Genomic DNA, 13,990 nt, shown 5'->3' on the forward strand with positions numbered 1-13,990 from the left:
ATGCAAAAAAAACAGCAACTATGCATATTGGGGTCTACCGGCTCCATAGGCGTATCGACGTTGGATGTCGTGGCACGTCATCCTGATCGTTACGGTGTTTTTGCATTGACCGCACATACCCAGGTAGCAAAACTGGCTGAGCAATGCGCACAGTTTTTACCTCAGCTTGCAGTAGTCGGTACTGCACAGGCAGCAGATGAGCTGGCGATTCTGCTAAAAGAAAAGCATTTACCTCAAATCCAGATACTGTTTGGCCCTGAAGCACTGTGTGCGGTTGCGAGTGCCAGTGAGTGTGATAGCGTGATGGCAGCCATTGTTGGTGCTGCTGGCTTGCCAGCCTCACTGGCTGCGGCAAAAGCGGGCAAGAAGGTATTACTGGCGAATAAAGAAGCACTCGTCATGTCTGGCCAGTTATTTATCGATGCCATCAAAGACAGTGGCGCTACTTTGCTGCCCATTGATAGTGAGCACAATGCCATTTTTCAGTGCTTGCCTGGCAATTACAACCGTCAGCCTGGGCAGCATGGCATACACAAGATATTGTTGACCGCCTCTGGCGGGCCATTCTTGAACAGGGATGTAAATACCTTGGACGATGTGACGCCTGAACAGGCGGTGGCTCATCCTAATTGGGTCATGGGTCGTAAAATCTCTGTCGATTCAGCGACGATGATGAATAAGGGCCTGGAGGTTATCGAGGCGCACTGGTTGTTTGCCACGCCAGCAGAGCAGATCGAGGTCGTCATCCACCCACAAAGTGTGATTCATTCCATGGTGTCTTATACTGATGGCTCGGTTATCGCACAAATGGGTAACCCGGACATGCGTATCCCTATCGCCTACGGCATGGCTTATCCTGAGCGCATAGCCTCCGGAGTTGCGCCGCTGGACTTGCTGAAAGTCGCCAGTCTGAATTTTATCAAGCCAGATTTTCAACGCTTCCCTTGTCTGCAATTAGCCTATGATGCCTTGAAAGAAGGTAAATCTGCCGCAACTATATTGAACGCAAGTAATGAAATCGCTGTCCAAGCATTTTTAGATAAGAGAATAGGCTTCCGCATGATCAATCAGGTCGTAGAGCATACGCTCAGCAAGGTGGCGGCAACTGAGGCGCCAGACCTGGAAAGCATACTCGCCTGTGATGCAGAAGCGCGCCGTGTTGCTGGATCAATGATCTCCTCATGATTGTCTTAAACCAAATTCTAGCCTTCCTTGTGACCTTGGGTATATTGGTCACTATCCATGAATTCGGGCACTATATTGTCGCGCGCTGGTGCGGTGTCAAGGTTTTGCGCTTTTCTCTGGGTATGGGCAAAGTCATTTACTCAAAACGCCTGGGTAAAGACCAGACTGAATGGGCCATCTCCATGTTGCCACTTGGTGGCTACGTCAAAATGCTGGACGCACGTGAGATGGGGGCAGAAAATATTGATCCAGATGAACTGCCCCGCGAATTCTGCCAGCAATCAGTCTGGAAGCGCATCGCCATCGTCGCTGCTGGCCCAATAGCCAATTTTCTGTTGGCTATTTTCCTTTATACAGTGTTGTTTGTGCATGGTGTGCCAGAGCCAGTTCCCAAAGTACGTGTAGGGTCTGAATCCTCTATCGCCTATAAAGCCGGGTTGCGTTATGGGGATCTTGTTACTGCTATTAATGGTGAGCAGATACAAAGCTGGTCAGAATTCCGCTGGAAAATGCTGCAAGCTGGCATCAATAAGCAAAATCCGGTACTGCAAGTACAGCGTAGCTATCCTGGCCAAATTAGTGGTAATGCACCAATTTCTGTAGAAATTCCACTTCAACAACTGAGCACGAGAGAGGCTGATGCCGATATTTTGCAGCATCTTGGCTTGAATCTTGCTGGTAGTGCAGAAGTGATTTTGAACGATTTTTTGCCTGACAGCCCCGCAATGCGTGCAGGCTTGCAGGCCGGCGACCGGATTCTTGAAATTGGGCAAAAACCTTTGCTTGATGTCATAGATTTCCGTCAAATAGTCAACGCCAACCCTGATAAACCGTTGAAGCTATTGGTTCAAAGAAATGGCAATAAGTTTGAGGTAGAGGTCACACCTGTAAGTCAGGAAGTCAGTGGGCAAACAGTGGGGCTGATGAAAGTGAAATTGCAGCCTATGGTTGCTGAAATGACAGTAGTGCAGGCAAGCCCGTTGCAAGCATTTATAAAGTCTGTTGAAAAAACCTGGGATACCAGCATATTCAGCCTGAAAATGATGGGCAAAATATTGACCGGTAGTGTTTCTCTAAAGAACATAACCGGGCCACTGACTATCGCTGATTATGCCGAACAGACTGCCAGAACAGGCTTGATTACTTATCTTGGCTTCATAGCGGCCATCAGTATTAGCCTTGGGGTGATGAATTTACTACCGATACCGGTTTTGGATGGTGGGCATTTGTTGTATTATTCGCTGGAAGTTTTAACGGGGAAACCTTTAAAAGACCGTTACGTCGAAATGGGGCAGCGAGTCGGAGTTTTTTTGCTATTGACGATGATGGCAATAGCTTTTTTTAATGACATCGCCCGGAAAATGTCATAATAGTCGGCTTGATGACAGAAACTCATTTCAGATAGCAATATTGAGAGTATTGAAAGAAATTTATACCCAATGAAATTACATATCGAGCAGTTCACTTTAGCCCATTTTCGTCGTCATGCTTTATCTTTGGCTGCATTGGCACTTTGCACCGGAAACGCACTGGCGATTGAGCCCTTCACCGTCAAGGATATACGTGTAGAAGGCTTGCAACGGACGGAGGCTGGTACTGTATTTAGTTATTTGCCGGTAAAAGTTGGCGAACAATTTGATGACGCGAAAAGTACAACTGCGATCAAATCCCTGTATGCAACGGGTTTCTTCAAGGATGTTCAGATAGAAGTACAAGACGGTGTATTGATCGTCTTGCTGGAAGAACGTCCCACTATTGCCGGCGTAGAATTCACCGGTACTAAAGAATTTGAAAAAGATGCACTCGTCAAAGCCTTGAAAGACATAGGCGTGGGTGAATCACGTATTTTCGATAAGGCAACTGTTGACCGTGCCGAACAAGAACTCAAACGCCAATACCTGTCCAAGGGCTTGTATGGCATGCAAATCACTACCACCATCACGCCGATAGAACGTAATCGTGTGAACGTCACTTTTGCCGTGGATGAAGGTGATGTGGCAAAGATTGCCCAAATCAATATTATTGGCAATAAAGATTTTTCTGACGGCGAAATCCGTGATTTGCTGACCTTGACGACACCTGGCTGGTTTACCTGGTACACCAAGGCCGATCAATATTCCAAGCAAAAACTGTCTGGTGATATCGAGACTTTGCGCTCGTTCTATCAAAACCGCGGTTATCTGGAAATGCAGATTTTGTCTACCCAGATTTCCATCACTCCGGACAAAAAAGACATTTACATCACCATCAATATTGATGAAGGCGATAAATATACCGTCTCCGATATCAAGCTCGAAGGCGATACCATGGGCAGGGAAGAGGAGTTAGCCTCTTTGTTGTTGCTCAAAAAAGGCAATATCTATAATGCAGCCCGCCTGACGGAAAGCACCAAGCGTATTTCTGAACGCATGGGTAATTTTGGTTATGCTTTTGCCAATGTCAATGCAAATCCCACCCTGAATAAGGAAAAGAAAGAAGTTGCATTCACCATCTTTGTTGACCCAGGTAAGCGCGTTTATGTACGCCGTATCAACCTGGCCGGTAATACCCGGACCCGTGATGAAGTTATCCGCCGCGAATTCCGTCAGTTTGAAAGTTCCTGGTATGACGGCGAGAAAATCAAAACTTCACGTGACCGTGTAGAGCGTCTTGGCTACTTTAAAGATGTCACGATAGAAACGCCTGAAGTACCAACCAGCGTTGATCAAGTCGACGTCAACCTTACTGTCACTGAAAAACCGACTGGTAACCTGATGTTTGGTGCTGGTTACTCCAGTGCTGAAAGACTGACACTGACGGGTTCCATTCAGCAAGCAAATGCCTTTGGTAGTGGTGATACGATAGGTCTGGATATCAATACCAGTCGTCAAAACCGTACGATTGCTATTTCTCATACTGATCCTTATTTCACAGATGATGGTGTAAGCCGCAATGTGGAACTTTATATTCGCACAACACGTCCGATTATCGGTAGTATTGGTGACTATAAAATCCAGACTACTGGTGGTGCTTTGCGTTTTGGCGTGCCATTCTCTGAAGTCGATACCGTCTTCTTTGGCCTTGGCTTTGAACGTACCAAGGTTGAAACTTACTTTGGCAGTCCATATCGTTACCTGAAATATGTTTCTGACTATGGCACTGGTTCCAAGGACACGACTGCAATTGACTATGGTGTTGGTGACGCGGTAACAAATTCCTTCCCATTGACCGCAGCCTGGCAAAGGGATAGCCGTGATAGCGTATTGACGCCAACAATTGGCCGTTATCAACGTGCTAACCTGGAATTGGCAGCGGTAGGCAGTTTCAAATATTATCGTGCGATTTATAATGCACAGTTATTCCAGCCTGTTTATCGCTCTGTTGTTTTGGCCTTGAACGGTGAAATCGATTACGGTCATGGCCTGGGTGGCAAGCCTTACCCATTGTTTAAGAACTTCTATGCTGGTGGTATAGGCTCGGTGCGCGGCTATGAGCCATCTTCTTTGGGTACTAAAGATCCAAATGGCGATGCACTGGGTGGTGCAACCCGCTTGCTGGCTAATGTAGAATTACAGATTCCTTTCCCAGGTGCCGACAAGTCCTTGCGCTGGTTCACTTTTGTGGATGGCGGCAATGTATTTGATGAAGGTCAAAAAATCCGGGCGAAAGACTTACGTTTTTCTGCTGGTATAGGTATAAGCTGGATATCGCCGGTTGGCCCGTTGAAGCTGAGTTTTGGTAAGGCTTTGAATGCCAAGGCGGATGATAAGAAGCAAACATTCCAGTTCCAGATGGGAACAGGGTTCTAATTCCTTATGTTTGGCTGTGTTTTGTTTTAGTACGTGTTACGGAGATTATTTTGAGTCAACATACTACCCCGACCAAATTGTTGCAACGCTTGATGGTTTGTGCGGCTTGCGTTTTCAGCGTTGCTCAAGCTCAGGCGCAGGACACCAAAATAGCCATCTTTGATTCTCAAAGGGTGATGCGTGAATCCGTGCCGGCAAAGGCGGCAGAAGCAAAACTGAAAGTCGAATTTCAAAAGCGTGGCGAAGAACTGGAAAACCTGGCAAAGAAATTAAAGGCGACAGCTGAGAAGTATGAAAAAGATGCGCCTTTGTTGTCAGAAGCTGACCGGGTTGTTCGTCAGCGTGAAATTACAGAGCTGGATCAGACCTTCAAACGCAAGCAACGTTCTTATAATGAAGATGTGAATCAGCGTCAGAACGAAGAGATCGCGTCTTTGGTAGAGCGTGCGCAAAAAGTGATCAAGCAAATTGCAGAAGTGGAAAAAATTGATCTGGTTTTGCAAGACTCTGTCTATCACAGCGCCCGTATCGACATCACTGATAAAGTTCTCAAAGCACTCTCCAAATAATTCCTATGACCGCAAGCATTCGGCTGGGTGAATTGGTCGATCGCTTCGGTGGTCAATTGACTGGTTCACCTGATATTACTGTCACTGGTATTGCCCCTCTGGATGAGGCCAGTGAACAGCATATTACCTTTCTGTCCAATCCCAAGTTCCGTCACAAGGCAGCGGCTACCCAGGCTGCAGCATTGATTTTGACGCAAACCGATTTCGAGCAAATTGGCAAAGACTATGCTGGCATTTGTCTCATTGTCCCGCAACCTTATGTGTATTTTGCCCGTGCGGCGCAGTACTTTGCGTCACTCAATGCAATACCGGCAACGGTCGGCGTGCATCCTGCAGCATGGGTCAGTCCCCACGCGATAGTCGCTGCCACTGCCAGCATAGGCGCTAATGCCAGCATTGATGCTGAAGCAGTGATTGGTGAGCATGTTGTCATCAAGCCGGGTGTGGTGATAGGTCGAGGTGTGGTGATCGGCGACTTTAGCCTGATCCATGCGAATGTCAGTATTTACGACTATTGCGTCCTGGGTCAGCGTTGCATTATCCATTCTGGTGCGGTGATAGGTGCAGACGGTTTTGGCTTTGCCAATGAAAAAGGCCAATGGGTAAAAATCCCACAAACGGGCAGGGTGCTGATAGGTGATGATGTAGAAATCGGTGCGAATACCAGTATCGATCGCGGTGCCCTGGCTGATACCATCATAGAAGAAGGCGTAAAGCTGGATAACCAGATACAAATAGGCCATAACTGCCACATAGGCGCGCATACTGCCATGGCAGGTTGCGTAGGTGTGGCGGGTAGTGCCAAGATAGGTAAATATTGCACGTTCGGTGGTGCGGCCATGGTGCTGGGGCACCTGACCATCGTCGACAATGTGCATATTTCTTCTGCCAGCATGGTGTCGCGATCCATCCTGGAGTCGGGGCAATATACCGGTTTCTACCCATTGGCAAAAAATGCTGACTGGGAAAAAACTGCTGCAATCGTACGCAATTTATCGGGTATGCGCGAAAAAATGCGTTACCTCGAAAAAACAATGAAAACACTGACTGAAAAAGATCATGAATAGCCTGGACATTAATCAAATCAAAGAATACCTGCCACACCGTTACCCGATGTTGCTGGTGGATCGCGTACTGAGCTGGGAAAATGGCAAGACCATTACGGCCATCAAAAATGTCACGGCAAATGAAGAGTTCTTTAACGGACATTTCCCGAACAAGCCCGTCATGCCCGGCGTATTGATGATAGAAGCGATGGCGCAGACTGCAGCCATACTCTCATTCCTGACCATGGGGCAAAAGCCGGATGAAAATACCATCGTGTATTTCCTCGGCATTGATGGCGCACGTTTCAAACGTCCTGTTGAACCTGGTGACCAGTTGAAGATGGAAGTTGAAATCATCAAGGTTGCCCGCGGTATCTGGAAGTACAAGGCCAGGGCAACAGTTGATGGCCAATTGGCGGTAGAAGGCGAACTGATGTGCACCATGCGTACGAAAGATGAAGCCAAGGAGGGCTAGACAATGCATATCCACCCAAGCGCGCTGATTGACCCTAAAGCCAAGCTGGATAGCACGGTTGAAGTGGGTGCATATTCCATTATCGGCCCCAATGTGACGATAGCTGAAGGCACCAAGATAGGCCCGCATGTCGTCATTGAAGGGCATACGACGATAGGCCGTAATAATACTTTTTACCAGTTCTCGTCCATAGGTGCAGCACCGCAAGACAAGAAGTATGCGGGTGAACCTACGCGTCTGGAAATTGGTGATAATAACGTCATCCGCGAATTTTGCACCTTCAATCTGGGCACGGTTCAGGACAACGGCGTTACCCGCCTGGGTAACGATAACTGGATCATGGCTTATGTGCATCTGGCACATGACTGCCAGGTCGGCAACAACGTCATTTTCGCCAATAACGCCGCTTTGGCTGGTCATGTCCATGTGGGCGACTGGGTGATACTGGGTGGTTTTACCAATGTCCACCAGTTCTGCAAGATAGGTGCACATGCAATGTGCGGCATGGGCACATCCTTGTTGCAGGACGTACCGCCCTTCGTCATGTTGAATGGCAATCCGGCAGCAGCCCATGGTATTAATGTCGAAGGGTTGAAACGTCGTGGTTTTAGCCGCGAGCAAATTTCAGCCATACGTCAGTCTTATAAGCTGATTTATAAATCTGGCCTGACTCTGGAAGAAGCCAAAGCAGCGATAGATGAGCAGATTGCTGAACTGGAAGCAGAGGTGGCTCTTCATGTGCAGTCCATGCGTCATTTCCTGGATGCTGCAACACGTGGCATCGTCCGTTAAGCTGCTGTGACGAATCAAGCTAATCGTCCCATTATTGCGATGGTAGCCGGAGAAACTTCCGGCGACATGCTTGCCAACCGCCTCCTGTCAGGCTTGCGCCCGGCCTTGCCTGATGCGCACATGCATGGCATAGGCGGTCCGCGCATGGCTGAGCATGGTTTCATCAACGACTGGCCCATGGATAAACTATCCGTGCGTGGGTTGTTTGAAGTGCTGGCGCATTATCGCGAAATCAGTGGCATACGCAAGCAATTGCGTGAACAGTTATTGCTGGAAAAACCGGATGTCTTCATCGGCGTTGATGCGCCAGACTTTAACCTGGATCTGGAAATCCAGTTAAAGCGTGCCGGCATTCCAACCATGCACTACATCAGCCCATCGATCTGGGCCTGGCGTGGTGGACGCATCAAAAAGATTGCTGAAGCAGTTTCCCACATGCTGGTGGTGTTTCCATTTGAAGAAGAGATATACCGCAAGGCAGGCATACCGGTGACTTATGTGGGCCATCCGTTGGCACAAGTCATTCCCATGGAAACGGACATGGTAGCCGCCAGGGACGAGCTTGGCCTGGATAAAAACGCCAGGGTGGTCACGATCTTGCCGGGTAGTCGCATGTCCGAGATCAAATACAATACTGAAGCCTTTATCCAGACGGCCAAGATACTATGCCAGCGTGATCCTCATTTGCAAATCGTCGTGCCTATGGCTGGTGAAAAGCAGCGTAGTTATTACATCAAGCTGGTGGTCGATGCCAAGCTGGATAACGTGCCGGTGTTGCTGATTGATGGCCGTTCTCATACTGCCATTGCAGCAGCAGATGCGGTACTGGTCGCATCAGGCACTGCCTCACTGGAAGTGGCGCTGTTCAAAAAGCCCATGGTGATTGCTTACAAGATGATGGAAGCTTCATGGCAGATTTTGCGACACATGGGTTACCAACCCTGGATAGGCTTGCCGAATATACTCGCACGTGAATTCCTGGTGCCAGAATTTTTGCAGTCAGCCGCCAGACCAGATGCGATGGCTGACGCATTGTGGCAGCAGTTAAGTGACGAAGCCTTGCAGGAACGCCTGAAACAACGCTTCGTCGATATGCATCACTCCCTCTTGCGCGACACTGCCAACGTCTCGGCGCAAGCCGTATTACAATTGATTTCAGCATCCTGAGGCTGTTTGCCTCAGGTATTTACTGACTATTCATTGCATCAAATTTCTTTAAGAGTAGCAAGCATGTACGTTGATTCCCATTGTCATATCAATTTCCCCGAGTTGGCTGAACGTTTGCCCGAGATATTGAGCAAGATGCAGGAAAATGGTGTGACCCATGCGCTATGCGTCTCGGTTGATTTGCCTGATTTTCCACAAGTGCTGGCATTGGCTGAACAGTATCCGCACATCTATGCATCCGTAGGCGTGCATCCTGATTACGAAGAGACAGAAGAACCAACGGCAGAGCAATTGGTCAGGCTGTCGGATCATGAAAAAATTATTGCCATCGGTGAAACCGGTCTCGATTATTTCAGATTGAAGGGTGATCTGGAATGGCAGCGTGAGCGTTTCAGGCAGCATATCCGTGCCTCGCGCATTTGCCGCAAGCCCTTGATCATTCATACTCGTGCAGCGGCTGAAGATACTATCCGCATCATGAAAGAAGAGGGTGCAGGTACCGCGCAAGGTGGTGTGGCCGGTGTCATGCATTGCTTTACTGAATCACTGGAAGTAGCGCAAGCGGCAGTGGATCTGGGGTTTTATATTTCCTTCTCCGGTATTCTGACTTTTAAGAGTGCCAAAGATTTACAGGCAGTGGCAAGAGCCTTGCCGCTGGACCGCATTTTGATAGAAACTGACTCACCTTATCTGGCACCAGCGCCACATCGCGGCAAAATGAATGAACCTGGTTTTGTGCGGCATGTGGGTGAATTTCTGGCAGATTTAAAAGGTATTTCTGTTAAAGAAGTGCAAGAGACCACGACCAGGAATTTCTTCCAACTGTTTCAATTTGCCCATTAAGGCCTGATATGCAAACAGCCTTGTCCTTTGCATTGTTCTCATCAAGAAAATTTCATCTGCGTTGCCTGGCTTGCTTGTTGCTGTGGCTATCTTGTGCCTGTGCTTTTGCTAATGAGCAGGAAGATCTGATTTTTGCTGTACGCTTTGATCAGGTTGATAAGGTTAATGAACTATTGCAAGGTGGTGTGAGTGTGAATATCACAGAAGCAATTCGTGGCGAAACCCTGTTGATGATCGCTTTGCGTGAAGATTCAAAAAAAGTTTTCAAATTCTTGCTTGATCGTAAAGATATTAAACTTGAAGCCAGGGCCAGTAATGGCGACACCATTTTGATGTTGGCCAGCTATCTTGGCAATTTCCCCTTTGTTAAGGCCGTGGTTGAGCATGGTGCCGAGATTAATCAAGTCGGCTGGTGTGCCTTGCACTATGCGGCAGCGGGTGGCAATAAAGATATTGTTGCTTTATTACTGGAAAAATCGGCTTATATCGATGCCGAATCACCAAACAAAACTACCCCTTTGATGATGGCTGCCCGCTCGGGCAAGCATATTATCGTCAATCTTTTACTGGAAGAAGGGGCTGATCCCACTTTAAAGAATGACTTGGGTTTGACCGCGTTAGACTTTGCAGTAGAAGTCGAGCAGAGAGAAATTGCAGCCGTTCTGAAAGAACGCATGCAAGCCGTTAAAAAATAGGTTTTTGCGCCGCAACATCTTGCCTGCAAAACAAAGTCTATGTTAAAGTTCGCGCATCTCATTTTCGGAGCACATCTGTGGACAGTTATAGTTGTCGATCATCATTCAACTTGGCAATGTAAGCACAGATTTTCTCTTGCTACCTTGCCATCTGGCGGGTAGTAGTCTTTCGCAGCAGTCATGCTGCTCTCTACTTTTACCCCTGTTTTAAATTTTGCGTGGCGCTGGCTATAGCCAGCATGCATGTGCGCAGCCGCGCAGTTCATCTTTGTCCAGACTTGATGTTTGTGACAGGAGGTATGCTATGTGCCGTTTTTTTGCTATCGCGTTGATTGAGCTGAGGAGCATTCATGTTTGAATTGTTCCGTCAACAAGGGCGTGATGTTGTCACCGGGGATAAAGGCCCAAATCGCTGGGATTGGGCCTTGCTGCCTTTAGTACTGGCTTTGTTGGGTATTTTTGCATTTGCCGCCATGCAGATGAGCCGTCCTTTCGCCGTAGGCGAGGCTTTGCAAATCAGCCTTGATCCCTCTTATCTGCCTTATTATTTATTGCGCACCATCTTGCGCATGTTCACGGCGCTGGCTTTTTCCCTGATTTTCAGTTTGATCTTTGCGGCTGTCGCGGCCAAATATGCGGCAGCTGAAAAAGTCATGATACCGGCGCTGGATATCTTGCAATCCGTGCCTATTCTTGGATTTCAAGCGATAGCGATTGCTCCTTTTATTGCCTTGTTCCCGGGTAATTTGCTGGGCGTGGAGTGCGCGGCCATTTTTGCGATTTTCACTTCTCAAGCTTGGAATATGGCATTCAGTCTGTATCAATCCATACGCAATGTGCCGCCTGAATTGAAAGAAGCGGCGCAGATATTCAGGTTGTCTGGCTGGCAGCGTTTTTGGCGTCTGGAATTGCCATTCGCCATGCCTGGCTTGTTGTGGAATATGATGATGTCCATGTCCGGCGGCTGGTTTTTCCTGGTCGCTGCCGAGGCGATTTCTGTCGCAGGGCAAGACATTAAATTGCCAGGCATAGGGTCCTATATTGCGGTAGCGATTGAAGCCAGGGACGGCATGGCCATCACCTGGGCAATTGCCGCCATGCTGATCGGTATTTTGCTGTATGACCAATTGTTTTTCCGTCCCTTGTTGGCCTGGGCTGACAAGTTCCGCTTTGAAGAGACTCAAGGTGACACGGCACAGCAATCATGGTTGCTGGACTGGATGCGCAGCAGCCGTTTATTCCGTGCATGGATAGCCAGGTTCTGGCTTTTTCTTGGACGTGGCTTGTCATGGTTTAGTGTGCAAGGTGATGGTACGACCGTGCAGGTAAATCAGCGCTTTACCCATCCGGCCTGGCCTAAAGTACTGGATGCAGTTTTGTTGCTGGCCTCTGTTTTTGCCATGTACAGCCTGTTCATTTTCATACACAGTGTGGTGGGGTGGGCCGAGGTTTTACATGTGCTGGGTCTGGGCTTGATTACCCTGGTGCGTGTCATGTTGTTGATTGCCCTGGCTTCCTTGTTCTGGGTGCCGGTTGCCGTCTGGATAGGTTTGCGCCCACAATATTCGCAAAAAGTGCAGGCGATGGCGCAGTTTTTGGCAGCATTCCCGGTCAACCTGATGTTTCCCTTGGTGGTGTTTGCCATGGTGACATTCAAACTGACGCCAAATATCTGGCTCAGCCCTTTGATGGTGTTTGGTACACAGTGGTACATCCTGTTCAATGTCGTGGCTGGTGCTGCCACCATCCCCAATGAATTGCGGCTGGCTGCAGATAACCTGGGTTTGAAAGGCTGGCTGAAGTGGAAGCGCGTGTATTTACCGGCCGTGTTCCCCAGCTATATCACCGGCGCAATCACAGCCAGTGGCGGCTCCTGGAATGCCAGTATCGTGGCTGAGTATGTCACTTGGGGTAAAACCACGCTGGTGGCCGATGGATTGGGTAGCTATATCAAGCAAATGACAGAGACCGGGGACTTTCACCGTATTGCTTTGGGCATAGGCGTGATGTGCGTATTCGTCATGCTGCTCAATCGTTTTTTCTGGCGCAAATTGTATTTGCTGGCCGAAGACCACCTGCGTTGAGCCATAGCGCTTACGCCTGGATCATTCATCAAGGAATTCAAGATGACTCAAAATTTATTACTCGATCTGAATCAAGTCGCCAAATCCTTTAAAGCAGCAGATGGTAAATCGCGCCTGATACTGGACAAGGTTGATTTCCAACTCAAGGACGGCGAGATCGTTGCCTTGCTGGGCAAATCCGGTTCCGGTAAATCCACTTTACTGCGCATCATGGCTGGCCTGATACCAGCAGATGCAGGCAAAGTGGCTTATCGCGACAAGGCAATTGGTGGGCCAGTAGCAGGCATAGCGATGGTGTTCCAGTCCTTTGCTTTATTCCCGTGGCTGACTGTACAACAGAATGTGGAACTGGGTCTCGAAGCCCAGGGTGTGCCAGCGGCAGAGCGTGAACAAAGGGCTGACGCGGTTCTCGAATTGATAGGCCTGGCCGGTTTTGGTGGTGCCTTACCACGTGAACTTTCTGGCGGCATGAAACAACGTGTGGGTATAGCCAGGGCACTGGTCACCAATCCTGATGTGCTGCTCATGGATGAAGCTTTTTCTGCACTGGATGTGTTGACAGGTGAAACCCTGCGTAATGACATGTTGGAATTGTGGGAAGAAGACCGTATATCGACCAAGGGCATTTTGATCGTTTCTCACAATATTGAAGAAGCCGTCATGATGGCAGACCGCATCATTATTCTGTCCAGCGACCCCGGTTCAGTAAGATGTGAAATCAAGATAGACCTGCCCAGGCCGCGTGATGTGGATTCGCTGGAAGTCCGCGCCTTGATTGATGAAGTATATGGCTTGATGACCATGCGCGCCACTCATGAGGCAGCCGCTGATACGCCAAATGCCCGTCACATGGGTTATCGCCTGCCAGAGACGGACGTCAGCCGTATCGAAGGTATTCTCGATTTGCTGGCAGAAGCACCATTCAATGGCCGTGCCGACTTGCCGCAACTGGCAGAGGAAGCTGAATTGTCGGATGAAGAATTATTCCCGACTTATGAAGCTTTGAGCCTGTTGGGCTTTGCCGTGCTGGAAAAAGGCGACATCATGCTGACGCCGCTGGGTAAAAAATATGTAGAAGTAGAGCAGGCACAAAAGCAGGAATTGTTTGGCCAACAATTGCTGACCCATGTGCCATTGGCAGCACATATACGCCGTAATCTGGAGTCGGAAACCAGTGGCAGCCTGTCTGAACAACCGCTGATAGATTTGCTGGAAGAGTTTTTGAAATCTGACGAAGCAAAACGGGTACTCGAAGTCGCCATCGAATGGGGGCGCTATGGCGAGGTTTATGAATATGATTATCATACTGGTCGCCTGACTTTGCCTGAGGATAACCAGGAGTAGAT

Annotated in this window: 12 protein-coding genes; all 12 read left to right on the plus strand. The window is 48.6% G+C overall.

What is annotated here, in order from left to right:
- The 12 genes from ispC (at position 1) to ACO0LD_RS05185 (ending at position 13,988) form a co-directional block, all read left to right on the plus strand.
- Positions 1-1,185: a 1-deoxy-D-xylulose-5-phosphate reductoisomerase gene (ispC, locus tag ACO0LD_RS05130; RefSeq protein WP_423004407.1), complete on the plus strand. Its 1,185-nt coding sequence runs from the start codon at positions 1-3 to the stop codon at positions 1,183-1,185.
- Positions 1,182-2,555, plus strand: a complete 1,374-nt coding sequence (rseP, locus tag ACO0LD_RS05135; RefSeq protein WP_423004409.1) for an RIP metalloprotease RseP — start codon at positions 1,182-1,184, stop codon at positions 2,553-2,555. The genes ispC and rseP overlap by 4 nt, the downstream gene beginning before the upstream one ends.
- Positions 2,556-2,624: 69 nt before the next feature.
- A complete protein-coding gene (bamA, locus tag ACO0LD_RS05140) occupies positions 2,625-4,973 on the plus strand; it encodes an outer membrane protein assembly factor BamA (protein ID WP_423004411.1) in 2,349 nt (782 codons plus the stop codon).
- Positions 4,974-5,023: 50 nt separating this feature from the next.
- The gene (locus ACO0LD_RS05145) at positions 5,024-5,542 is read left to right on the plus strand and encodes an OmpH family outer membrane protein (RefSeq protein WP_423004413.1); all 519 of its coding nucleotides are present in this window, start codon (positions 5,024-5,026) and stop codon (positions 5,540-5,542) included.
- Between the two features lie 5 nt (positions 5,543-5,547).
- On the plus strand, positions 5,548-6,609 hold the full coding sequence (lpxD, locus tag ACO0LD_RS05150) for a UDP-3-O-(3-hydroxymyristoyl)glucosamine N-acyltransferase (RefSeq protein ID WP_423004415.1): 1,062 nt from the start codon (positions 5,548-5,550) through the stop codon (positions 6,607-6,609).
- Positions 6,602-7,063, plus strand: a complete 462-nt coding sequence (fabZ, locus tag ACO0LD_RS05155) for a 3-hydroxyacyl-ACP dehydratase FabZ (protein WP_422949882.1) — start codon at positions 6,602-6,604, stop codon at positions 7,061-7,063. Before lpxD ends, fabZ begins: the two co-directional genes overlap by 8 nt.
- 3 nt (positions 7,064-7,066) lie before the next feature.
- The gene (gene lpxA, locus ACO0LD_RS05160) at positions 7,067-7,855 is read left to right on the plus strand and encodes an acyl-ACP--UDP-N-acetylglucosamine O-acyltransferase (protein WP_423004417.1); all 789 of its coding nucleotides are present in this window, start codon (positions 7,067-7,069) and stop codon (positions 7,853-7,855) included.
- Between the two features lie 6 nt (positions 7,856-7,861).
- A complete protein-coding gene (gene lpxB, locus ACO0LD_RS05165; RefSeq protein ID WP_422949884.1) occupies positions 7,862-9,022 on the plus strand; it encodes a lipid-A-disaccharide synthase in 1,161 nt (386 codons plus the stop codon).
- 63 nt (positions 9,023-9,085) lie between these two features.
- The gene (locus tag ACO0LD_RS05170) at positions 9,086-9,865 is read left to right on the plus strand and encodes a TatD family hydrolase (protein ID WP_423004419.1); all 780 of its coding nucleotides are present in this window, start codon (positions 9,086-9,088) and stop codon (positions 9,863-9,865) included.
- 20 nt (positions 9,866-9,885) lie between these two features.
- Positions 9,886-10,560, plus strand: a complete 675-nt coding sequence (locus ACO0LD_RS05175) for an ankyrin repeat domain-containing protein (protein ID WP_423004421.1) — start codon at positions 9,886-9,888, stop codon at positions 10,558-10,560.
- A 350-nt stretch (positions 10,561-10,910) separates the two neighbouring features.
- The gene (locus ACO0LD_RS05180; RefSeq protein WP_423004423.1) at positions 10,911-12,644 is read left to right on the plus strand and encodes an ABC transporter permease; all 1,734 of its coding nucleotides are present in this window, start codon (positions 10,911-10,913) and stop codon (positions 12,642-12,644) included.
- A gap of 42 nt (positions 12,645-12,686) precedes the next feature.
- Positions 12,687-13,988, plus strand: a complete 1,302-nt coding sequence (locus ACO0LD_RS05185; RefSeq protein ID WP_162058960.1) for an AAA-associated domain-containing protein — start codon at positions 12,687-12,689, stop codon at positions 13,986-13,988.
- Positions 13,989-13,990 lie beyond the last annotated feature (2 nt).

Origin of the sequence: Undibacterium sp. Ji83W (assembly GCF_049340385.1) — a bacterium.
GTDB lineage: Bacteria > Pseudomonadota > Gammaproteobacteria > Burkholderiales > Burkholderiaceae_D > Undibacterium.

Coding starts and splice junctions, on each gene's coding strand:
- ispC (WP_423004407.1), top strand. CDS start 1: ATGCAAAAAAAACAGCAACTATGCATATTGGGGTCTACCGGCTCCATA.
- rseP (WP_423004409.1), top strand. CDS start 1,182: ATGATTGTCTTAAACCAAATTCTAGCCTTCCTTGTGACCTTGGGTATA.
- bamA (WP_423004411.1), top strand. CDS start 2,625: ATGAAATTACATATCGAGCAGTTCACTTTAGCCCATTTTCGTCGTCAT.
- lpxD (WP_423004415.1), top strand. CDS start 5,548: ATGACCGCAAGCATTCGGCTGGGTGAATTGGTCGATCGCTTCGGTGGT.
- fabZ (WP_422949882.1), top strand. CDS start 6,602: ATGAATAGCCTGGACATTAATCAAATCAAAGAATACCTGCCACACCGT.
- lpxA (WP_423004417.1), top strand. CDS start 7,067: ATGCATATCCACCCAAGCGCGCTGATTGACCCTAAAGCCAAGCTGGAT.
- ACO0LD_RS05170 (WP_423004419.1), top strand. CDS start 9,086: ATGTACGTTGATTCCCATTGTCATATCAATTTCCCCGAGTTGGCTGAA.
- ACO0LD_RS05180 (WP_423004423.1), top strand. CDS start 10,911: ATGTTTGAATTGTTCCGTCAACAAGGGCGTGATGTTGTCACCGGGGAT.
- ACO0LD_RS05185 (WP_162058960.1), top strand. CDS start 12,687: ATGACTCAAAATTTATTACTCGATCTGAATCAAGTCGCCAAATCCTTT.